This window comes from Ruegeria hyattellae (assembly GCF_041537925.1).
In the GTDB taxonomy this organism is placed as follows: domain Bacteria; phylum Pseudomonadota; class Alphaproteobacteria; order Rhodobacterales; family Rhodobacteraceae; genus Ruegeria_C.
Genome location: NZ_JBGOSH010000018.1, coordinates 1 through 21,425 on the forward strand (window position 1 = coordinate 1; position 21,425 = coordinate 21,425).

Annotated in this window: 18 protein-coding genes and 3 pseudogenes; 4 read left to right on the forward strand and 17 right to left on the reverse strand. The window is 55.7% G+C overall.

From position 1 onward, the window contains the following. The 10 genes and pseudogenes from AB1E33_RS26370 to AB1E33_RS26415 form a co-directional block, all read right to left on the reverse strand. Window positions 1-102: pseudogene (locus tag AB1E33_RS26370) on the reverse strand (IS5/IS1182 family transposase); the annotation flags it as partial. Between the two features lie 99 nt (window positions 103-201). Then, window positions 202-3,321 carry an efflux RND transporter permease subunit gene (locus tag AB1E33_RS26375; RefSeq protein WP_372580209.1) on the reverse strand — a complete coding sequence of 1,040 codons (3,120 nt, stop codon included), beginning with the start codon at window positions 3,319-3,321 and terminating at the stop codon, window positions 202-204. Continuing rightward, a complete protein-coding gene (locus tag AB1E33_RS26380) occupies window positions 3,322-4,476 on the reverse strand; it encodes an efflux RND transporter periplasmic adaptor subunit (protein WP_372580210.1) in 1,155 nt (384 codons plus the stop codon). 112 nt (window positions 4,477-4,588) lie between these two features. Next, window positions 4,589-4,771 carry a hypothetical protein gene (locus AB1E33_RS26385; RefSeq protein WP_372580211.1) on the reverse strand — a complete coding sequence of 61 codons (183 nt, stop codon included), beginning with the start codon at window positions 4,769-4,771 and terminating at the stop codon, window positions 4,589-4,591. 153 nt (window positions 4,772-4,924) lie between these two features. Then, window positions 4,925-5,884, reverse strand: coding sequence for an IS5 family transposase (locus AB1E33_RS26390; protein WP_372580212.1), 960 nt, complete (start codon window positions 5,882-5,884; stop codon window positions 4,925-4,927). A 199-nt stretch (window positions 5,885-6,083) separates the two neighbouring features. Then, the gene (locus AB1E33_RS26395) at window positions 6,084-7,361 is read right to left on the reverse strand and encodes an amidohydrolase family protein (RefSeq protein ID WP_372580213.1); all 1,278 of its coding nucleotides are present in this window, start codon (window positions 7,359-7,361) and stop codon (window positions 6,084-6,086) included. Further along, entirely contained in the window at window positions 7,361-8,305 is a 945-nt protein-coding gene (locus AB1E33_RS26400) for an ABC transporter permease (protein WP_372580214.1), read from the reverse strand. Before AB1E33_RS26400 ends, AB1E33_RS26395 begins: the two co-directional genes overlap by 1 nt. A 4-nt stretch (window positions 8,306-8,309) precedes the next feature. Further along, entirely contained in the window at window positions 8,310-9,359 is a 1,050-nt protein-coding gene (locus AB1E33_RS26405) for an ABC transporter permease (protein WP_372580215.1), read from the reverse strand. Beyond that, complete coding sequence (locus tag AB1E33_RS26410; RefSeq protein ID WP_372580216.1) at window positions 9,349-10,890, reverse strand: ABC transporter ATP-binding protein; 1,542 nt, start codon at window positions 10,888-10,890, stop codon at window positions 9,349-9,351. Before AB1E33_RS26410 ends, AB1E33_RS26405 begins: the two co-directional genes overlap by 11 nt. A 6-nt stretch (window positions 10,891-10,896) precedes the next feature. Further along, window positions 10,897-11,904: a BMP family protein gene (locus AB1E33_RS26415; protein ID WP_372580217.1), complete on the reverse strand. Its 1,008-nt coding sequence runs from the start codon at window positions 11,902-11,904 to the stop codon at window positions 10,897-10,899. A 276-nt stretch (window positions 11,905-12,180) separates the two neighbouring features. On the opposite strand from AB1E33_RS26415, the pseudogene AB1E33_RS26420 reads away from it, so the two are divergent. Then, window positions 12,181-12,854: pseudogene (locus AB1E33_RS26420) on the forward strand (IS6 family transposase); the annotation flags it as partial. A 217-nt stretch (window positions 12,855-13,071) separates the two neighbouring features. On the opposite strand, the pseudogene AB1E33_RS26425 reads toward AB1E33_RS26420, so the two are convergent. Next, window positions 13,072-13,224: pseudogene (locus tag AB1E33_RS26425) on the reverse strand (SRPBCC domain-containing protein); the annotation flags it as partial. A 74-nt stretch (window positions 13,225-13,298) separates the two neighbouring features. On the opposite strand from AB1E33_RS26425, the gene AB1E33_RS26430 reads away from it, so the two are divergent. Next, the gene (locus tag AB1E33_RS26430) at window positions 13,299-14,231 is read left to right on the forward strand and encodes an IS5 family transposase (RefSeq protein ID WP_372580218.1); all 933 of its coding nucleotides are present in this window, start codon (window positions 13,299-13,301) and stop codon (window positions 14,229-14,231) included. A gap of 66 nt (window positions 14,232-14,297) precedes the next feature. Here the strand turns inward: AB1E33_RS26430 and AB1E33_RS26435 are convergent, their stop codons facing one another. The 5 genes from AB1E33_RS26435 to AB1E33_RS26455 form a co-directional block, all read right to left on the reverse strand. Beyond that, entirely contained in the window at window positions 14,298-15,170 is an 873-nt protein-coding gene (locus tag AB1E33_RS26435) for an NAD(P)-dependent oxidoreductase (protein WP_372580219.1), read from the reverse strand. Window positions 15,171-15,180: 10 nt separating this feature from the next. Beyond that, window positions 15,181-15,615 (reverse strand): GlcG/HbpS family heme-binding protein, encoded by a 435-nt coding sequence (locus AB1E33_RS26440; RefSeq protein WP_372580220.1) that lies wholly within the window; start codon window positions 15,613-15,615, stop codon window positions 15,181-15,183. A 19-nt stretch (window positions 15,616-15,634) separates the two neighbouring features. Beyond that, on the reverse strand, window positions 15,635-16,921 hold the full coding sequence (locus AB1E33_RS26445; RefSeq protein WP_058272447.1) for a TRAP transporter large permease: 1,287 nt from the start codon (window positions 16,919-16,921) through the stop codon (window positions 15,635-15,637). Between the two features lie 2 nt (window positions 16,922-16,923). Then, on the reverse strand, window positions 16,924-17,457 hold the full coding sequence (locus AB1E33_RS26450; protein ID WP_171331149.1) for a TRAP transporter small permease: 534 nt from the start codon (window positions 17,455-17,457) through the stop codon (window positions 16,924-16,926). 76 nt (window positions 17,458-17,533) lie between these two features. Next, window positions 17,534-18,508 (reverse strand): TRAP transporter substrate-binding protein, encoded by a 975-nt coding sequence (locus AB1E33_RS26455; protein ID WP_372580221.1) that lies wholly within the window; start codon window positions 18,506-18,508, stop codon window positions 17,534-17,536. 324 nt (window positions 18,509-18,832) lie between these two features. On the opposite strand from AB1E33_RS26455, the gene AB1E33_RS26460 reads away from it, so the two are divergent. Beyond that, the gene (locus AB1E33_RS26460) at window positions 18,833-19,501 is read left to right on the forward strand and encodes a GntR family transcriptional regulator (protein ID WP_372580222.1); all 669 of its coding nucleotides are present in this window, start codon (window positions 18,833-18,835) and stop codon (window positions 19,499-19,501) included. Between the two features lie 24 nt (window positions 19,502-19,525). On the opposite strand, the gene AB1E33_RS26465 is transcribed toward AB1E33_RS26460, so the two are convergent. Next, window positions 19,526-20,044 carry a redoxin domain-containing protein gene (locus tag AB1E33_RS26465; RefSeq protein ID WP_372580223.1) on the reverse strand — a complete coding sequence of 173 codons (519 nt, stop codon included), beginning with the start codon at window positions 20,042-20,044 and terminating at the stop codon, window positions 19,526-19,528. 234 nt (window positions 20,045-20,278) lie between these two features. Here AB1E33_RS26465 and AB1E33_RS26470 point away from each other — a divergent pair. Continuing rightward, a protein-coding gene (locus AB1E33_RS26470) for an IS3 family transposase (RefSeq protein ID WP_372580224.1) occupies window positions 20,279-21,405 on the forward strand; the annotation gives its coding sequence in 2 pieces (ribosomal slippage) (window positions 20,279-20,543 and window positions 20,543-21,405; 1,128 coding nt in all). The last annotated feature ends 20 nt before the right edge of the window (window positions 21,406-21,425 follow it).

The following is a 21,425-nucleotide window of genomic DNA, read 5'->3' on the forward strand; positions in this document are numbered from 1 at the left end:
GTCATTGTCCAGCCAGATAAGAAGTGACCCGCGCTTCTTGAGCCCAGCATTGTAGTCAGACCAGTTCATGGTGCGGTAGCGGGTGGATGATAGATTACTCATTCACCCCGTTTAACCATATGGATTCACGTTGTGAATCCTTCGCAGAAAAAGTTCTGCAACAGCACCCATTGGAACTCGGTTACGGCGCAGAAATGTGTCTCATCTTGAGATTTTCCGTTTGCCTGAGTCGCGCTCGCGCAGCCGTTCAATGATGACATACAGAACCGGCACCAAGACGAGACTCAGGGCCGTCGCAACGATCATGCCGCCGAATACAGCGGTTCCGAGGGATCGCCGAGCGGCAGAGCCAGCACCGCTGGCAATTACCAACGGGAGAACCCCAAGGATGAAGGCAAATGCCGTCATCAGCAGCGGCCGGATACGGATACGCGCGGCTTCCATCGCCGATTCTTCCACCGACAGGCCCTCTTGGCGCCGACGCCGGGCGAATTCGATGATCAGAATAGCACCCTTGCTTGCCAGACCGATCAGCATGACCAACCCGATCTGGCAGTAAAGGTTATTGTCGTAGCCACGCAGCCACTGCGCCACGAGAGCACCGAAGATCGCGAGCGGGACCGCTAACAGTACCATCAACGGCATAACAAAGCTCTCATACTGCGCGGCCAGAAACAGGAAGGCGAAGACAACGGCCAGTGCGAAAAGGACCGGAGCGACATTCCCCGCCTTGATTTCCTGGTAGGCATTGCCTGTCCATTCAAAACCGTAGCCCTGCGGTAATGTCTGTTTCGCAAGGCTGTTCATGGCGGCGATCGCCTGACTGGAACTGTGACCCTCTCCCGCAGCGCCGTTGATGCTGGTCGAACGGAACAAGTTGTAGTGGTTGATGGTACGCGCCCCGATCTGGGGCTGCACCGCCACCAACGCGCTCAGTGGCACCATGTCGCCTTGGTCATTTCGTACATAGAGCCGACCGATATCCTCTTCGGCTTGCCGGGCATCCACATCGGCCTGCAAATAGACTTTGTAGACTCTGCCATAGATATTGAAGTCGTTGACATAGATGCCCCCCAAAAAAGTTTGTAGCGCATCGAACACATCACTGACCGAAATGCCCTCGGTCAGTGCCTTGGTCCGGTCAAGCTCGAGATGGAGCTGCGGCGTGCTTGCCGAAAACGGGCTGAACAGGCCGGAAAGTTCGGGTCGAGCATTTCCTGCCGCAACCATCTCCTGCGTCACCTGTTCAAGATCCTGCAATGAGCCTCCGGTCGTATCCTGCAGTTCGAATTGGAACCCGCCGGTTGGGGACAGGCCGAAGATGGGCGGTGGATTAAACGTGGTAAGCACCCCGCCTGGAAGGTCATCGAACTGCGCCTGCGCCTTGGCCATGATCTCGGTCACGCCTTCGCCCGAGCCTTTCCTTTTGTCCCAAGAGTCGAGAATGGCGAACAGGTTGCCTTGGTTGGACGCAGTGGTGTTTGTCAGAAAACTGAATCCGGCAAATGTAATGACCCCTTTGACGCCCGGCAGATCATGCAGGATTTCGTAGGCCTCATCGACGACCTTCTGGGTTTGCCCGAGTGCCGTACCTTCCGGCGTCTCCAGGCTGATGATGAAATACCCCTGGTCTTCGTTTGGGATAAATCCCGCCGGTACGACGGTAAACATATAAACGGTACCCGCCAACAGAGCCGCGAATGCCAGCGCGACCGGCTGCCAAACCCGGATGAACCATCCAACCACCGCCTCATAGCGCAGCGTAAACCAGGCGAACCCGGCATCGAAGCGTTGGATGATCTTGGCTTTTGGCCGGGCGCCACCCAGCAATAGGCCACATAGGGCGGGACTGAGCGTCAGCGCGTTGATCGCTGATATGGCAACCGCCGACGCAATGGTCAGAGCGAATTGCTGGTAGAGTTTACCTGTCAAACCCGGCATCAATGCAACAGGTATGAACACCGCCATCAGGACAAGCGACGTGGCGACAATGGGGCTGGTGACCTCATCCATGGCCCGGCTTGCCGCTTTTTTTGCGTCGGTCTCGCCGTTCTCGATATGGCGCGAGACGTTCTCCACCACGACGATTGCATCATCGACGACCAACCCAACCGCGAGCACGAGACCGAACAACGTCAGGAGATTGATGGAAAAGCCAAGCGCCAGCATCAGGGCGAAGGTGCCGATCAGACAGACTGGGATGGTGATTACTGGAACAAGCGCTGCCCTTAGGTTGGGTAGAAAGATGACAATGACAAAAACGACAAGCAGGATTGCCTGTCCGAGTGTGAAAAGAACGTCCCGGATCGCCTCGCGATCAAAATTTGTCGTGTCATAGATGACCGTGTACTCAAGACCCTCGGGGAAATCCTGGGACAGCTCCGCCATGGTTTCGCGAACCTGCGACGCAAGTTGCAAGGCGTTGGCCCCCGGAAGCTGCATGATACCAAGGCCCACAGTCGGGCTGCTGTCCAAGGTGGAGGTGAAGGAGTAATCTTCGGCGCCAAGCTCCACACGCGCCACGTCTCGTAGCCGTATGACAGCGCTGTCATCGCCTACGCCCAGAACGATATCCGCAAACTCTTCCTTGCTTGCAAGCCGTCCCTTTGCGGTCAGGGTGAGTTGGAATTTCTGGTTGTCGCCTGTCGGCGGCGCGCCCAGGGCTCCCGCTGCGACTTGCTGGTTTTGCTGGGTAATCGCATCATACACGTCAGAAGCGGTCAAACCGAGGCTCGCCATCTTTTCAGGATCAAGCCAGATGCGCATTGCATAAACCCGCTCGCCCCACACCATGACGGTGCCAACACCCGGAATACGCTTGAGCCGGTCGGTTATGTGAATGTCTGCATAGTTTGAGATGAACAGTTCGTCGAACTGTCCGCTTGGCGAAATCAGGTTGACCCCCATCGTCAGGTCAACCGACTCCTTTGTGACCGTCACGCCAGAGGCGACAACCTCATCCGGAAGCTGCGCCATCGCTGTGGAGACCCTGTTTTGTGTGTCCACAGCGGCAATACTAAGATCATAGCCTTCCTCAAAGGTGACAGTAATATTCGATGTTCCGTCATTGGAACTGGTCGATGACATGTAAACCATGCCCTGAACGCCGTTTATCTGCTCCTCCAGGGGAATGGTTACCGTTTCTTCGACCACCTCGGCGCTACCACCGGTATACGTGGCGCTGACGACAACTGTCGGCGGCACAACTTCCGGGAATTCACCAACGGGGAGCAGCGGAATGGAAATCAGCCCTGCGATCACTATGACCAGGGCGATAACCGAGGCAAAGACGGGTCTGAAGATGAAGAACCGGCTCAGCATTTAGCCATCAGCCTTGTCGCCATCGGAGCCGTCGGATGGTTTTTTGATTTGAACGAGCATGCCTGATCGGACACGTTGCTGACCTTGCACGATCACCACTTCAGCGTCCTTCAGCCCGGTCATGACGATGCGCCGGCCTTCATATGTGCGGCCAACGGTTATCCGGCGCATTTCTGCCTTGCCATCTTTGCCGACGACAAACACAAAGAACCCGGCCTGATCCTGTGCAATGGCTTCTGAAGGTACGGTCACCTGCCCCGACTGTTCGGTAAGCTGGATATTCACATTCGCATATTGACCGGGACGCAGCGTTTTTTCGGGATTGGGAAAAACCGCTCGCACGGCAATGGTACCTGTCGTGGGATCTACACTAGGACCGGAGAAGTCGAGCACGCCCGAATGGGGATGCACGCTTCCGTCAATCAAATTGATCTCCACCTTCAGATCAGGATTGGCCGATCTGTATTTTTCCAGCTCCAGAAATTGCGTTTCACTGGGGCTTACATAGACATACAGAGGCTCCATCTGGACAATCTCAGCCAACACGGTGTCATTGGCCGAAACGACATTGCCGACATCCTGATAAACCCGCCCGATGCGCCCGCTGATCGGGGCCGATACAGTGGTGTAATCAACGTTGACCCGAGCAGACTCAACCGCACCCTGGCTGCTGTCGAGATTGCCCTGTGCTTCGGCCGCATTGGTAGTCTTTTGGTCCAATTGCTCCTGTGCGACCGTACCGTCACTCGCCAGAGCGGAAAACCGCTCCTTCTCCCTAATTGCGAAATCCAGGCTGGCCTGGTTCTTGTCTCGCTCGCCTTCGAGGCGTTTGAGTTCAGTGGCGTAGGGACGTTGATCGATAACGAACAGAGTGTCGCCTTTGACTATATCAGCGCCTTCTTTGAACGGGCGGGCTTCAACATGACCATCGACACGCGATCGAATGAAAACCGTGTTGGGAGCTTCCGTACGTCCGGTCAAATCCAGAAACAGCGGCACGTCTTCTGCCGTCGCCTTTGCAACGACAACCTTCGGCGCAGTGATTGTTGTCTCTTCCGACTTGTCCTCATAGCATCCAACAGTAAGTGCCAGCAGGCACAGAACCAATATCTGGGGTATGCCCCGGTTGCCACCTGTTATCTGCCGAAAACGCACTCATTCCCCCAAAGTAAGTCACCCTCTTCTATGAGTAGCCTAGTTTGAACCGTGTTGCATGAATAGAGCTTTGGCCGTATTTGCCCCTTTCCTCGGTTCATTATGCGACACGCTAATAGGCCGCACGACCGAGGCGGGTCATGCGGTTGACGGCTTTGACAGCGACCCGGGTTTCGGTTGTCTGGGTCTCCATTTTGTGGCTGCGCAGGTCAGGCCCTATGACTTTCTTATAGCGTCCGATCTGAGCCGCACCGCGTGATCTCTGGCCATAACCGGTGGCCTTCTGCCAAGCCACGCGTCATTGCCGGCGATCATTTTGATATGGGCGTTGCGTGCTTGGCAATCGCCTGGAACGGCATTCTTCGGGGGTGCGATGACCAGTTCGACATCCGAACGACTGTGTTGCATGGATCAGGATTGAGGCGAGTTTGCCCCTTACCCCATCGGTTCAGAAGACGCGCTCATACTTCGCACGACCGAGACCGGTCATGCGGTTGAGCGCCTTTGATGCGATTTGCGCTTCAGCTATCTGACGGTCGAAATCACGCGCTTGCAGACGTTCACCGATAACTTGTTTCCATCTGCTAATCTGGGCTTCAACTTGTGATCGTTGGTTGTATCCCGTCTCCGCTTGCCAGTTCATTCGGCCGTGTTCAGCGATGGCAGCGATGTGGTGGTTGCGCTGTGCGTTCTCGCCGCGAACCGCGGTCTTCGGTGGAGGGATAATGATCTCTATCCCAGACCCGAACCTGTCCTCCAGGCAGTCAACCACACCTTGGCCCTCATAGGCGCCATCTGCCAGAATCCGGCTCACATCGGCATCGATTCCAGCAATCAAGTCTGGCAGCGCCGTTTCATCGCCCATATGCTCCGTGGTCAACTTCGAGGCAACGATATCGCCAGTTTCCGGATCGAGCCCGATATGGAGTTTGCGCCATGTTTTGCGGGCTTTCCTGGTGGGGTGCTTTTCTGCATGCCAGCCGTCGCCGCCATGCACTTTCAGACCCGTGCTGTCCACAATGAGCGTGATTGGCTTACTTGCAGCTCGCCAGTGTGGGGTGATCCTCAGCCCTTTACCGCACCGCGACAAGGTCGAGAAGTCCGGCACCACAAGGGCCATGCCCATCAGCTTGGCAAGCGACCGGACAAAGCCCTGAGTTTGCCTGAGCGGAAGTCGAAACACGACCCGCAGAGTGAAGCAGATCTCGATTGCCAGATCAGAGTACCGCGCCTGTCCGCCGCGTGTCTTGCGACGTGGCGATGCCAAACTCTGCACCACATCATCAGACACCCAGATCGTCACGTCACCTCGACGCCGGAGGCTTTCGTTGTATTCCGAGCAGTTCGTGACCCGGTACTTTGCTTTGGGAAACTTGTCGCGACGGGCATCACTGAATTTGTGAGGCATCTACCGTCGCTCGCGTCAGAGTGAACGCAGGAGATACTGTGGCTCTGCAATCTATGCAACAATGTCCATGTGACCAAGACTTCCTGAGTTTCCTTTGGCGAACTCGCGTGGCCCGCATTGGCGGACCTATTCTTTTTCCGCCCGCATCCTGCGCCGTGCCGGTCGAGGGGCAAGCGCCGCGCGGAGCGCGCCGTTTCCGCTACCCGCTCAAATGTCGTCTGTGTGACGTGGAAGGGCGGCCCTGGATGTTGAGCCTTGCATCCGGGCGGGTGGACTGGCTGATGAGTTTGCCATTTGCCACGACGTGCAAACGCGCTGCGCGCAGCCGCAGAGCCTCGGTTGGAGTGCCAGCATCAAGCACGATCAGAGAGGCCTTGGCCCCGACGTGGAGCCCGTAGTCCTGCAAACCCATCGTCTTTGCGTTGTTCTCGGTCACCATGTCAAAACAGATCCGCATGTCTTCGGGACTGGTCATCTGCGCCACGTGTAGCCCCATGAAGGCCACGTCCAGCATGTCTGCGGTCCCTAGTGAGTACCACGGATCCAGCACGCAATCCTGCCCCCAGCCGACGTTGATCCCGGCGCTCAGCATCTCCTTCACACGGGTCAGACCGCGCCGTTTGGGAAACGTATCGTGCCGCCCCTGAAGAACGATGTTGATCATAGGGTTCGGGATTGCGTTGATCTGAGCCTCTGCGATCAGCGGAATCAGTTTCGAGACATAGTAGTTGTCCATCGAGTGCATTGAGGTCAAATGCGAGCCGGCCACACGCCCGTGCAGCCCAAGCCGCTGGGTTTCAAACGCAAGCGTTTCGATGTGGCGCGACAGAGGGTCATCGGTCTCGTCACAATGCATATCCACTTGCAGGCCTCGTCCGGCGGCAATTTCGCACAGTTCAGTCACTGACGCGGCACCATCCTGCATCGTGCGTTCGAAATGCGGGATGCCGCCGACAACATCCACGCCCATATCCAGCGCGCGGATGGTATTCTCGCGCGCAGTGGGATCGCGGTAGAACCCATCTTGGGGGAAGGCGACCAGTTGCAGATCGATATAGCCTCTGACCTTGTTTCGAACCTCAAGCAGCGCCTCGACCCCCAACAGCCGGTCGTCGCAGGTGTCGACATGGCTGCGGATCGCAAGCAACCCCATGCTGGCAGCCCAGTCACAGTAGTGCAGGGCGCGATCAATCACCTCGTCCTGGGTCATGATCTGTTTGAGTTCACCCCAAAGACCGATGCCTTCCAGCAGGGTTCCAGAGGCGTTGATACGGGGCAGGCCATAGGACAGCGCCGCATCCATGTGAAAATGCGGATCGACAAAGGGCGGGCTGACCAGATCACCTGTTGCATCAATGATCTGCCCGGCTTCGGCAGCGCCGAGTTGATCTATGGCGGTGATCTTGCCACCTGCAACCCCGATATCAGCGACTCTGCCATCCGGCAGGCAGCCACCCTTTACAATGAGATCGAACATCACCGTTCCCCCTTGTTGAATGGCACCATGAGAGCGGCGGGAACCTCGGCCCGGCGCGACATCACCACCAGTGCCAGAATGGACAGGATGTAGGGCATCATCAAGAAGATCTGGTAGGGGACCTGCGCCCCGATACTGGTCTGCTGAACCCGGATTTGCAGCGCGTCGAAGGCAGCAAACAGCACCGCCCCTAGCAATGCCTTGCCCGGCCGCCAGGACCCAAAGACGACAAGGGCGATGCAGATCCAGCCTCGTCCGTTAACCATTTCAAAAAAGAAGCTGTCAAAAGCGGACATGGTCAAAAACGCGCCGCCGACGGCCATCAACCCGCTGCCGACGATAACGGCCCCCATACGGATGGCTGTTACCGAAAGGCCTTGCGCGGCGACCGCTGCCGGGTTTTCGCCTGCGGCACGTACGGCCAAACCCAAGGGCGTTCGGTAAAGAACCAACCCGACAAATGCAACAAGCACAAAGGCCAGATAGGTCAGCGGCGTTTGCGAGAAAAGAGCGGGTCCAAGCAATGGAATGTCCGACAGCAATGGGATTTCATAGGGCTGAAACGCGACGATCTTGGGCGGGCTGGTGACCTCTGGCAAGGCCAGCCGATAAGCATAATAGGTTGAGGACGTCGCTAGCAGTGTGACACCCAGACCGACGACATGCTGGGACAGGCCAAAGGGCACTGTCAGGGTGCTGTGCAACAGCCCAAACAACATCCCCACAGCCATTGCAACGCCGACACCAACCCAAAGCCCGGTGCCCGAATAGACCGCCATCCAGCCCGCGAACGCACCGGAAACCATGATGCCCTCGATGCCAAGGTTCAGGACACCGGCGCGTTCACAGATCAATTCGCCCAGGGTCGCAAAAATCAGCGGGCTGGCGATGCGGATCGCTGCCGCCCAGAAACTTGCAGTGAAGAGGATTTCGATGATGTCCATGGCGCTAGTCCCTCACCACGCGAAACCGCGTCAGCATGATCGCCAGAACCATCAGCAAAAGGGCGACGGCCAGCATGATATCAGCCAGATAAGTTGGCACGTCCGCGGCCCGGCTCATGCTGTCGGCGCCGACAAAAATACCTGCCACAAACAGGGCCGCAATCACCACACCCAACGGATTGAGCAGGGCGAGCATCGCCACGATGATGCCGGTGTAACCAAATCCGGGTGACAGATCGAGGGTCAGGCTCCCCTTCAGTCCGGCGACCTCGGAAAAGCCTCCCAAGGCGGCAAGCCCGCCAGACAGCAGCGCGGTTTTGACCAGCACCAAATTCACCGGAATGCCCGCGAAACCTGCGGCCTGTTTGTTTAAGCCCACGGCTCTCATCTCATAGCCTAAGGTACTGCGGGTCTGGATCACCCAGACGCAAAGTGCCGACATGATCGCCAGGGCGAAACCCCAGTGCAGACGCAGCCCGTCGGCGATCCGTGGCAGGCGGGCCTCGGGGATCAGCCGGGCCGACTTTGGCCAACCCATCCCCATCGGGTCTTTCAATGGCCCCTCCAGCAGCATTGATATGAACAGCAGGAAGATGAAATTGAAAAGCAGGGTCGTCACCACCTCATCCACCCCAAACCGGGTTTTCAGAAGCGCCGGTACCAGCAGCAGCACCGCACCCGCAAACACGGCAACCAAGGCAATTACAGGAAGGATCACGCCACTTGGCCACGCCAAGGTTCCGGTCCCCAATAAAACCGTGATAAGGGCCCCGGCGTATAGCTGCGCTTCGGCCCCGATGTTCCAGAACTTGGCCCGAAAGGCCACGGCAACGGCAAGCCCGGTAAAGATCAGCGGTGTTGCCCGGTTGAGCGTTTCAAGAAGCGCGAATTTCGACCCAAATGCGCCCTTGATGATCAGGCCCAGAACCGAAAAGGGGTTTGCGCCCGCGATCATTGCCAAAAGCGATGCGATCACAATTGTCGCAGACAACGCCAATGCAGGCGGGACCAGTTTGCGCGCGAAATTTGGGTTGTTGATCGGTTCAAGACGCATGGGCAGTCTCGTTTTCAAACCCTTGTCCAGCCATCCAGAGGCCCAGTTCCGCAGGCGTCATATCCCCTCGGCCAAAACCGGGTGAAAGCCACCCGTTGGCAATCACATGGATGATGTCGGACAAGGCCATGACCTCATCCAGATCTTCCGAGATCAGCAGGATCGCGGCGCCTCTGGCGCGGGCTTCCAGCAACTGGCCGTGCACATAATTGACCGCGCCGATATCCAGCCCGCGCACGGGTTGATTGGCCAGAATAACCTGCGGCGCGGCCTCAAGCACGCGGCCCAGGATCAGCTTTTGCATGTTGCCACCGGACAAAAGCCGGATCGGCGTGTCTGCGCCCGGACAGCGCACATCGTATTTCTTGATGATGGCCTCGGCAAAGGCCCGTGAACCGCGCCAGTTCAGCCAACCAGCCTTGCTGAACCCTGTTGAGCCGTAGCGCTCAAGAATTGCGTTTTCGGTCAGATCAAAATCCGCAATCGTCCCGGTTTTGTGTCGGTCTTCGGGGATGCGAGCGATGCCACTTTTCACCGCTTCTCGCGGGGTCCAGCGGTCGATCTCAGATCCGCCGATCTCGATCCGCCCTTCGGCGGGTTTCACTAGCCCCCCAACCACATCTGCGATCGCGGCTTGGCCATTACCGGAGACGCCAGCCAGGCCGATGATTTGCCCGGCATGCAAAGACAGGGACACCGACTTGAGCCCCGGGGCGTTGCCGACATCCGGCGTTGCGACGCGATCCAGTTTCAATAAAACAGGCCCGGGATTCGATTGGGGTACCTCAGGTGGTGTCGCCTCCGCGCCCATCATCAGGGTCGCCAGCGCGTGTTTGTCAGTATCGGCGGTGCGAACGCCGCCCGTTATCTTACCGTGCCGCAACACGACAACTCGGTCCGATATCGCCATAACCTCATGCAGTTTGTGCGAAATGAATATGACCGACAAACCATCCGCGATGGCCAGCCGGAGGGTCGCGAACAAATCATCCGTTTCCTGCGGCGTCAGAACTGCGGTCGGCTCATCAAGAATAAGAATGCGCACGTCTCGGTAAAGCGCTTTGAGTATCTCGACCCTTTGCCGTTCACCCACCGTCAGCGCTCCGACACGGGCATCCGGTGACACAGCCAGGTGATACTTTTGAGACAGCGCCTTGATCCGGTCGCGGGCTGCCGATCGCCCCGCGCTGAGGCTCAGTAGTGAACTGACCCCAAGCGTGATGTTTTCCAGCACAGTCAGGTTGTCGGCCAGGGTGAAATGCTGGTGGACCATGCCCACACCCGCATCCAGCGCGGCGCGAGAGTTTCCTGGTGGCAGTGTTTTTCCGAACACCCGAACAGTGCCGCTGTCAGCCGTATATTGGCCAAAGAGGATGTTCATCAGAGTTGTTTTGCCTGCCCCGTTTTCACCGAGCAAGGCAACAACTTCGCCTTCGTTCAACGAAAAGCTGACCGCATCATTCGCAGTCAGCGCGCCAAAGCGCTTGGTGATGGCGTCGAGGGTCAGCGCCTCAACAACAGAGGTGCCCATGGGTGGTTATGACGACGTCGGTTCGTCGTCGTTGATGGTCACAGTGAATTCGCCCGATTTGATGTCGGCCTCGCGTTGCTTGACAAGGTCAAGCGCTGGGGCAGGTACCTTGCCGTCGAATGTGCCCAAGGGTGCTAAGGATGTACCACCCTGGTTCATGAAGGAATAGATCCCGTAATCAGCGGCTGCAAAGCTTCCGGCCTGCACTTCGGCAATGGCCTTGTCCAGGGTCGGTTCAAAGTGCCAGATCGCCGAAGCGACCACGGTGTCAGGATATTCGGGCTGTGTGTCGATCACGTTGCCGATAGCAAGAATGCCCTTTTCCTTGGCGGCATCGGATACGCCGAAGCGTTCCGCATACAAGACATCTGCGCCGTTTTCGATCATCGCAAAGGCCGTTTCCTTGGCTTTTGGCGGATCAAACCAGCTTCCGATAAAGCTGACCTGGAAGGTGATATCGGGGTTCATCTCACGTGCACCGGCCATGAAGGCATGCATCAGGCGGTTCACTTCCGGGATTGGAAAGCCGCCAACCATGCCGATATTGCCCGTCTCGGTCATGGACCCAGCAATGATACCGGACAAGTAAGAGGCGTCCTGGATATAGTTGTCGAAAACAGCAAAATTGGGCAGCGCCGAGTCTTCCTTGAAGCTTGAGCCCATCAGGAAGGCAACGTCGGGATACTCTGCGGCGACTTCCCGCGCCTCTTGTTCGGCGCCAAACACCTCGCCAATAATCAACTTGTTGCCAGCCTCGGCATATTCGCGGATCACCCGCGCGTAGTCTGTGTTGCTGACGTTCTCCGAGAAGCTATAGGAAATATCCCCGCGATCCTGTGCTGTCAGCGCGGCGTTGTGAATGCGGCTGACCCATTGCTGCTCGACGGGCACGGTATAGATCCCGGCGGTTTTGATCGGTTCTGCGGCAGCAACGCGACCAGCCCCAAGCAAAAGCGACGACGCTGCGGTCGTCATCAGAAATTGGCGGCGGTTGAGAAATAGTGATGTTTTCATGATGTCCTCCCCGTGGCAATTGACGTCAAGTAACACGTAATTTTATCATTTGGTCAAGAATTTTGAGAATGAGCGGGCCGCGACGGCCAGCACTTGCTTAGAAAATGACCTTAGGCTCAGGATTCATAACCAGAACATGACGATAGCAGCGAAAGCACAGGCTAACACGAAGACGCCCGTCAGATGGCTTTGTCGCAAACTTTGGTCGACATGTTGCACTTTTGCGCGGTTTGATCCACCTGGTGCTTGGTCTGTAACGCTATTTGGGAATGTCCGGTGATCGACTTCAATGGTGCACACTACCCAAGATCTGTGATCCTGTTTGCGGTTTATTTCTACGTTCGCTATGGGGTCTCGTACCGCGACCTGGAAGAGATCATGGCCGAACGTGGTATGTCGGTTGATCATCCTACTCTGAACCGCTGGGTCGTGAAATATTCATCCGAGGCTGCTCGCGTGGCGCAGAAAAGGAAGGCCAATACGGCTGACTCTTGGCGTATGTATGAGACCATATTAAGGTCCTTGACGAATGGGTGTACCTGTATCGTGCCGTAGATCGCGACGGACAAACCCTTGATTTCATGCTTTCCGAGAAGCGCGCCACCAAGGCTGCAAAGAAATTCTTCGCCAATGCTTTGTGCACCAATGGCCTCCCGAAACGGATCACCATTGACAATAGCAGAAGCAACGCGGCCGGGATCAAGGAAGACAACAAGATATTCAAGCGATTGCAGATACCGGTTAAGATCGAAACCGTTCGCTCGAAGTACCTAAACAACATTATCGAGCAGGATCACCGGTTCATCAAGCGGCTCACGAGGCCGATGCTCGGCGTCAAAAGCTTCAATGCCGCTGCCGCGACACTCGCTGGCATCGAAACGGCCAACATGATCCGCAATGGGCAGTTGGGATTTTCGACAGGCGGATTCCGTCAGTTTGCAGAGCTGGCTGGATATCTACACCCAATCAAAGCGTTAGCTTTGAACCACACCAGAGTTTGCGACAAAGCCGCTGGTCCGCTACCTTGTAGTCCTTTCTAATGATAGCAAACGAGCCAACCTCACGCGGAGCACCTCCTATTTTTGGACAGAGAGGTGATCCATGCGAAGCGCAGGCGGTCTTGGATCAAATCACTCGCAGCGTCCAACTCAGCGCCATTTGGCGTCGTCAGACTGCGACGTCTTCATTCACAACCTCTGCAAGCGACTTGAAAAATTTGACCGCAAGTTTCTTGGCCGTTCTTTGGATCAGGCGGCTGCCGAGCTCTGCCAGTTTGCCGCCAATCTCGGTTTTCGCTTCATAGCGCAGGATCGTTGTTTCACCCTCAGACGGGCTTTGTTGCACAAATCACGCCGGGGATTCACTGTTTGAACCCAGAGTGATAACCGGGCGGTATGAGCAGTTGGGCCCCAACGAAGTACAAGACCAGGAACTGGCCTTCGTACAACACAGCGTTGAAGCAGCGCGGATCGCTGTCGATTTGGTTTGACCCTGAGGTGATTTGGGTGCCGCCGCCGAGCGGCAAGCGCGGGCGCCAACAACAGTTCTGCGATGCCGCGATCCAGACTTGCCTGACAACGAAGGTGCTATTCGGGATGCCATTGCGGCAAACGATTGGCTTCGTAGAGAGCCTCTTGCGGTTAGCCGGGCTGGACTGGGCCGCGCCCGATTACAGTACGCTTTGTCACCGCCAGAAGACACTGAACGTGAGCCTGCCATATCGTGGCGGTACCGGCCCGTTGAACCTGCTCATCGACAGCACAGGCATCAAAGCCGAAGGTGAAGGTGAGTGGAACGCCCGCAAGCATGGTGGTCCTAAACGTCGCTTCTGGCGCAAGTTACATATCGGGATAAACGAGGAAACGCTGGAAATTCGCGCAGTAGAAGTCACGACGAGCAATGTCGGCGACGCCCCCATGCTTCCTGAACTGCTGGACCAAATCCCACCCGATCGAGTCATCGGATCGGTCACTGCTGATGGTGCCTATGACACACGCAAATGCCACGATGCGATTGCCGCGCGCGGCGCTCATGCCGTCATACCTCCGCGCAAGAACGCCAAACCGTGGAAGCCCACGAGCCCCGGTGCCATTGCTCGCAACGAGGCCGTCAACGCATCGCGATACCTGGGTCTTGCCACCTGGCGACGATGGTGCGGATACCACCGCCAGAGCCGTGTTGAGACCAAGATGAATTGCATCAAGCTTCTCGGCCAATCCCTGATGGCGAGAGACATTGATCGACAGGTCGCGGAAATCCAGGCCCGCGTCGCTGTGCTCAACAGCTACACAGCTCTTGGCATACCCGTCACAGAGCCCGTAGGATAAGTCCGTCCCGGGAAAGGGGAAGTGCGGTCAAACCCTGATTTGTGCAACGAAGCCATGTGCCCAGCGTTAACGCTTGACAAAATAGTCGAAAATTTCCGGCACGTTGCCATCCCCAATGCCTGTGTCGACCGCGGCCTGTAAGTTGTGCGCAGTGCCTTCGGCAATCTCGGCCCGCGTGCCCATGTCTGCGGCCATCTTCAGAAAATACCCAAGATCCTTGTTGGCATTGTTGATCGAGAACCCAAGATCACTGACGCCATCCACCGCGTAATTCTTGCAAAAGCCCATGAATGGCGAATTGGATGGCCCAGCTGACATGATGTCGAATAGCTGTTGCTTGTTGATCCCCGCGCGATCAGCTACGGCAAACGCCTGGCTCATTGTGCAAGCAGTGGTCATGCCCATGAAATTGTTGATGAGCTTGGTCACGTGGCCAGCACCCAGTTCGCCGAGATGAAACACATTTTCCCCCAGTACATCCAAGACAGGTTTCACCTTCTCAAAGGTGTCCATATCCCCTGCCGCCATGATGTTCAGTAAACCGTCCTTGGCGTGCGCGGGCGTGCGTCCCAGCGGTGCGTCAACCATACCGGCACCTTTGGCGGCCAAATCAGCGCCAATTTTTCGTGTGGACGCCGGGATGGATGTACCAAAGTCAATGACCACAGCACCTTCTTTGATGCCTGCTAGGATGCCATCATCGCCATAGATCAGGCTTTCGACGACTTCCGATGTCGTTACGCAAAGCATCACGATATCGCTGCTCGCAGCAAGCTCTCGTGGCGTCTTAACCTCCACAGCGCCGCGGTTGACTGTGGCGGCCACTGCTTCCCTGTTGCGACCCATGACAACCAGATCGAACCCGTTGTTTTGCAGGCATTCTGCCATGTTGCCGCCCATGAGACCGAGGCCGATGAAACCGATGACGGGTTTTGTCATATCTGACTCCTTAAACTCTTTCTAATTGGACTTCGCAAAGCGCCGTGACCGCTGCCTGCGCGACTACGAGATCTTGCGCTGGTGAGCCCGAGCTCACTCCGATCCCGCCGACAACCTGTCCGTCAACCGTCACAGGGAGGCCACCTGCAACGGTCACCATGCGCCCCCCCAACGATGAAGATATTCCATGTGCGGCCATACCCGGCTGATTAGCTTCACCAAGAGCGTCCGTACCTTTTTGGATGCCGGTTGCGGTGAAGCTCTTGTCGATGGCTAGGTTGATGCTGGTGATCTTGCCGCCGTCCATCCGCTCAAACGCGATGAGGTTGCCGCTTTCGTCTGTGACGGCAATACACATCGGCACGCCGATTTCCTGCGCTTTGGCTCGCGCTCCCGCGATCAACTTGCCCGCGTCATCGATGTCCAGGCGCTTTATTGTCAGCATCGCCACATTCTCCTTTGATTTACGGGCCAATGATCAGGTTCGGCAGCGTCAGTGAAATCGCCGGTACGAAAGTGATCAGCATGAGCGCTGCAAAAATTGCGAGGTAGAAAGGCCAAATTGTTTTGACCGCTTTCTCCATCGGTAGTTTCCCAACCGCACATCCCACAAAGAGACAGGTCCCTACCGGTGGCGTGCAAAGACCAAGACCTAGGTTCACCAAAAGGATCATACCGAACTGCAACGGGTCGATACCCAGCATGTTCATCACCGGCAGGAAGATCGGCGTGCAGATAAGGATCAGCGCGGCCATGTCCATGATCATCCCCAAAAGCAACAGGACGGCATTGATCATTAACAAGATCAGGATCGGGTTTTCTGTGATACCCAATAGAAATTCGACCGTTTTTGTCGGCACCCGGTTGAAGGTCAGCATATAGGCAAAAGCACCGGCACAGGCGATCAGGATCATCACCATAGAAGTTGTGCGCACCGAAGAGATAACGGCAGTTTTAAAGTTTTCCCAGGACAGGCTGCGATAGACAACAAGCGTCACGACAAAGGCATACATTGCCCCGAACGCGCCGGATTCAGTCACCGTAAAGACGCCTGACAAGACCCCTCCGACAATGATCACGGCCGTCAATAAACCCGGAATCGAACCCACAAAAGCAATGGCAAGTGCGGTCCAACCTGGAAACTGCTCGGCCTGATAGCCGCGTTTGACCGCTACGACGTATGCTGCAATTGCAAGGCAGCAACACATAAGGACGCCGGGCACAACGCCAGCCAGAAACAGTTTTGAGATTGAAACAGCACCGCCTGTTGCAAGGGCAAAGATGATCATGTTGTGGCTGGGTGGGATGATGATCCCAGCAATTGATGACGTCACAGTGACGTTCACCGCATAGTCGGCATCATAACCTTTGTCTTTCATCACCGGGATCAGGATTGACCCAAGCGCCGAGATATCGGCAATTGCCGATCCGGAAATGCCACCAAACAACATGGACGAGAAGACATTGACGATACCAAGCCCACCGCGCACAGCGCCTACGGCGGCCTGTGCGAACCGAACCAACCGGATCGCGATACCACCGTGAAACATCAGCTCGCCCGCAAAGATGAAGAACGGGATCGCCATTAGGGAAAAGACGTTAATTCCCGATACGATACGCTGGAATCCAACAAACAGCGGCAATCCTTCAAACCAAAAGGAAGCCAATGCAGCGATACCAAGGGCGTATGCCACTGGCGCGCCTATGATGACACATAGGGCAAAAACCCCCAACAGAATCATGAGTCCCATGACTATCCCTGATCTATGTTGTCTTGGCGTTCGTCTCTGCCCAGAAACAGGCGGATCAGATGGCCAGTGGAAAAAAGGAACACCAACGCGCCACTGATTGTCAGAGGCAAGGAGCGCAAGCCCTCTGACCATTGGATGAGCGGGATCAGGGTGTTCCATTTGAATTTGGTTAACTCGATTCCGTACCAAAACATCATGCCACCGAAACCTGCCATCAGGACATCAGAGACAACGACGAAAACCGTTCGCACAGAGGGTGGGACTATATTGCGGAACACGACAACAGAGAGGTGCGTGTGATTGTGCACACCCGCAGCCGCGCCGAGGAACGCGATGACCATGACCAACAGAAGTGAAACCTGCTCGACCCAAGTGGGCGTGTTGTTCAGAACGTAGCGCCCGAATACCAGCCAGGCAAAGATCGCTGTCATAACGACAATGGCGACGCCAGACAGCAACATGCAAACACGTGCGAGCAGATCAAGAATCCTGTCCATGTTGCGCATGGCGGCGGGTGGGGTATCCGGCTCTTGCATTGGGTTTCCTCCGAGACAAAACGCCCGGCATCCAATTGGTGGAGCCGGGCGCTCAAAGCTGAACTGTTAAGACAACTTATTCAGTGGCTTGCGCCATTTCTACCAACGCTTTCATGTCAGGATTTGCAGCCAAGTAGTCTGCATAAACCGAATCCATTGCGGACTGGAATGGGCCTTTGTCGGCGATTTCGTTGACCGTGATGCCAGCCGCTTCAACATCTTTACGCGCTTGTTCAGAGCCAATTGCCCAAAGCTCACGCTGAACCAATGCGGCTTCCTCTGCTGCACCGCGCACAGCGGCTTGCAATTCAGGAGACAGCGCATTGAATTTGGCCGTGTTCACGCAGATGCACTCGGGGATAATCAGGTGCTCGGACAAAGAATAATTTGTGGTCACTTCATAGTGACCGACATTTTTGAACGAAGGGAAGTTGTTTTCCGCACCATCAACAACGCCGGTTTTCAGCGCTTGTTGAACTTCGGAGAATGCCATTGGAGACGGGTTCCCGCCCATAGCTGAAATCATCGATGTATAAAGATCGTTGTTCATCACGCGGATTTTCAGACCTTCGACATCTGCGGGCGTGTTGATCGGCTTTTGGCTGTAGAAAGAGCGCGCACCGGCATCAAACCATGCCAGTGGCAGAACGCCTGCTTCACCCATTGCAGTTGAAACAACCTCACCGGCCTCGCCGTCCAGCACGCGGAACATGTGCGGCACACTTTTAAAGATGAAAGGAAGCGATACAAGGTTAGCTTCTTTTACCATTGGGCCAATGGGACCGAGGTTGAAGTTACCGACCTCGATTGCTCCGATACGAACCTGTTCAAGGGCATCCGGTTGGGAACCAAGAACACCACCGTGGAATACATCGACGGTAACTTCGCCGTCTGTAGCAGCGTCAACCAGTTCGGCAAACTTGTCCATCGCAGCCGTGTTGGGATGGCCGTCGTTGTGGATGTTCCAGGCGCGCCAGTTGTCGGCTGAAGCTGAAGTTGCAATGAGTACCACAGCGGTTGCAGTCGCAAAGAACGATTTCGTGAAAGTCATGGGTTCTCCTCCCCGATTATTTTTTTGGACAGGATTTGGCTTTCATGGAATTTCGGAGACCGTAAGCCACATAGCTTTCGATTTCCCCCAAGAACCAGAATCGCTGTTATTACTATAGGGACACTAGTATCCAAGTTATGTCAACTGTGGGCATCTAGTATGTCAGATTGCTTGACAGTCGAAAGCGCAGGGCATTTGATAGGCGAAAGGCATACATTGGTTCACTCAAGCAGAAGTCACTGGAATATTATATTGTTTGCAATGCCTTAGCAGTGAATCGGTAACTTGAAACCTGACCAAGAGAGAGGGCGCAAGCAACATAACGTGGAAGATATTGTCAGACGAACCACAACGGATGCGGTGTATGAAGCGCTACACGACGAGATCGTTTCGCTTAAAATTCTTCCCGGTACGAAGCTTTCCGAATCTGAGGTAGCGGGCCGATTCGGGGTCTCACGCCAACCTGTTCGCAACGCATTCACAAGGCTCGGCAACGAAGATCTGCTCGTCATACGACCGCAAAAGGCGACCATAGTGCGGGGATTTTCGATGGAGCGTGTGGCTCTCGCTCGATTGGTTAGAATGGCGGTGGAGCTAGAGATCATCCATCGAGCAATGGAAGTTTGGGACGCGACACGTGAAGCAAAACTTGCGGAAAATCTCGCCTTACAAGAGCAGGCGATCAGTGACGGTGATCTACCGGCGTTTCACGCGCTGGACTATGATTTTCACAAACTGATCTACGTGCTCAGCGGCAATCCGATGGCATTTAATGTGATGCTAGAATCAAAGCAAAAGGTTGACCGGCTTTGTATGCTCAGTCTTGAAAAGGGCAGTGCCGCAGACTCCATCCTCGCCGATCACCGAGAGATTGCAGAGGCCATGGCGGCAGGCGACCATGGCCAAGCGCAAGCCTCTGTCAGAAAGCATCTGTCCCGCCTCGACGAAACCATCGACTTCATTCACAAGACACACCCTGGCTACTTCGAGTAACCGGGGACAAGCGATCTGGTGGTCTCAGGCGGTTCCTCGTTCCGGACGGTCATTATCAATATTGAATTTCATGCCGTCCAAAAGCTCTACCAAATCGGGACGTGCGGCAGGGCCGTTTGAGATATCGACTAGCATCAACGTCCCGTTTGGACGGATACCAAACGCGCCGGGTTCGGCAAATAGCCCCGTCGTTTCAGCATCAGATAGAGGTGATGAAACATAAAGACCAAGCGCGCGCATTTGTGCTTCGGTCATTCCATAACAAAGATCAAAATCCCAGCCGAATTCCGCTTTGTCTGCCGCAGCCTTTTCTTTGGTATCGGCAGAGACAACAAAAACGTCCATTACGTCAGACCATGCCGGCAGCGCCGCATTCAACTTGTTCAAGAAGCGCTTGCAGCGTGGACAGTGCTTACCTCGATAGACAAACAGCATAGTCCAACGGTCTTTTTTTTGACCGATCGTGACCTTTTCCTCAAACCCTAGGCTTAAAAAACTCAATTGCTCGATCTGCGCGCCGACATTTGGTTTAGCTGAGGTCATGAGTCGCTCTTTTGTTCTGCAAATAGTGGATTAGCATGGATAGGGGAAGCCTGCCCATCAACGGATTTGTGCAACAAAGCCTTTATGCTGGGCCAGAATTGCTTAACGTTTGGGTCAGACTTGAATGACGCAATTTGCAGGTTTCCTGAGGTTTTGGTTGTCGCTTGAGTCAAAGGTTTGGTCCTCCCCCACTGAAGTGGTCCTCCGCTATGTTTAGGAATATGGAGGAAACCGATGGCAAACAAGCGACCGAAGCCGGAAGAGATTGTCACGAAGTTACGGCAGGTTGAGGTTCTGACGGGGCAAGGTATGCCGCGTCTTGATGCGATCCGGCAGATTGGGGTGACTGAACAAACGTTCTACCGCTGGAAAAAGAAGTACGGTGGAATGGGCACGGACCAATTGAAGGAACTGAAGCGGCTGCAGAAAGAGAACGAGCGGCTGCGCAAGGCTGTTTCTGATCTGACGCTGGACAAGCTTATCTTGGCGGAAGCAGCAAAGGGAAACTTCTAAGCCCCGCTCGTCGCCGTGCCTGCATTGATCGTGTCCGGAGTGAGCTGAATATCTCAGAACGTCGTGCTTGCCGCGTTCTGAGGCAACACCGATCCACACAGCGCAAGGTACCGGTTGGTCGTGCTGATGAAGAACGATTGGTGGCCGACATGATCGAGCTGACCCGACAATTTGGCCGATACGGCTATCGCAGGATCGCGGCGCTGCTGAGAGATGCTGGTTGGCATGTGAATGACAAACGGATCGCAAGGCTGTGGCGGCGAGAGGGGCTGAAAGTGCCTATGAAACAACCCAAGAAAGGGCGGCTCTGGCTCAATGACGGATCGTGCGTTCGGTTGCGGCCTGAACACCGGAATCACGTTTGGTCATATGACTTCGTGCATTGCCGCACTGATGACGGAAAGGCGTTCCGCACGCTCAACATCATCGATGAATACAGCCGAGAATGCCTGGCGATCCGCGTCGACAGGAAGCTGAACTCGGGCAACGTCATCGATGCCTTGAGCGACCTGTTCATCCTGCGCGGCATCCCGTCGTTCATTCGGTCTGACAATGGCCCGGAGTTCGTCGCACAAGCCGTGCAGGATTGGATCAAAGCCGTCGGTGCAAAGACGGCTTACATCGAACCAGGGTCGCCTTGGGAGAACGGATATTGCGAAAGCTTCAACGCCAGGTTCCGTGACGAGTTCCTGAACGGTGAAATCTTCTATAGCCTGCGAGAAGCCCAAATCCTGATCGAAGAATGGAGGAAACACTACAACACCAAACGACCCCATAGTGCTCTGGGATATCGCCCTCCGGCTCCGGAAACCATCGTCCAGATAGACCAGAGACCGGTCATGCACTAACTTTCAAATTGGACCACTCA

What these genes read in the sequence shown, in the direction of transcription:
- AB1E33_RS26405 (WP_372580215.1), bottom strand. Translation starts at nt 9,359, where the DNA reads ATGCGTCTTGAACCGATCAACAACCCAAATTTCGCGCGCAAACTGGTC.
- AB1E33_RS26415 (WP_372580217.1), bottom strand. Translation starts at nt 11,904, where the DNA reads ATGAAAACATCACTATTTCTCAACCGCCGCCAATTTCTGATGACGACC.
- AB1E33_RS26430 (WP_372580218.1), top strand. Translation starts at nt 13,299, where the DNA reads ATGAGCAGTTGGGCCCCAACGAAGTACAAGACCAGGAACTGGCCTTCG.
- AB1E33_RS26465 (WP_372580223.1), bottom strand. Translation starts at nt 20,044, where the DNA reads ATGACCTCAGCTAAACCAAATGTCGGCGCGCAGATCGAGCAATTGAGT.
- AB1E33_RS26400 (WP_372580214.1), bottom strand. Translation starts at nt 8,305, where the DNA reads ATGGACATCATCGAAATCCTCTTCACTGCAAGTTTCTGGGCGGCAGCG.
- AB1E33_RS26375 (WP_372580209.1), bottom strand. Translation starts at nt 3,321, where the DNA reads ATGCTGAGCCGGTTCTTCATCTTCAGACCCGTCTTTGCCTCGGTTATC.
- AB1E33_RS26445 (WP_058272447.1), bottom strand. Translation starts at nt 16,921, where the DNA reads ATGGGACTCATGATTCTGTTGGGGGTTTTTGCCCTATGTGTCATCATA.
- AB1E33_RS26450 (WP_171331149.1), bottom strand. Translation starts at nt 17,457, where the DNA reads ATGCAAGAGCCGGATACCCCACCCGCCGCCATGCGCAACATGGACAGG.
- AB1E33_RS26410 (WP_372580216.1), bottom strand. Translation starts at nt 10,890, where the DNA reads ATGGGCACCTCTGTTGTTGAGGCGCTGACCCTCGACGCCATCACCAAG.
- AB1E33_RS26455 (WP_372580221.1), bottom strand. Translation starts at nt 18,508, where the DNA reads ATGACTTTCACGAAATCGTTCTTTGCGACTGCAACCGCTGTGGTACTC.
- AB1E33_RS26395 (WP_372580213.1), bottom strand. Translation starts at nt 7,361, where the DNA reads ATGTTCGATCTCATTGTAAAGGGTGGCTGCCTGCCGGATGGCAGAGTC.
- AB1E33_RS26440 (WP_372580220.1), bottom strand. Translation starts at nt 15,615, where the DNA reads ATGCTGACAATAAAGCGCCTGGACATCGATGACGCGGGCAAGTTGATC.
- AB1E33_RS26435 (WP_372580219.1), bottom strand. Translation starts at nt 15,170, where the DNA reads ATGACAAAACCCGTCATCGGTTTCATCGGCCTCGGTCTCATGGGCGGC.
- AB1E33_RS26390 (WP_372580212.1), bottom strand. Translation starts at nt 5,884, where the DNA reads ATGCCTCACAAATTCAGTGATGCCCGTCGCGACAAGTTTCCCAAAGCA.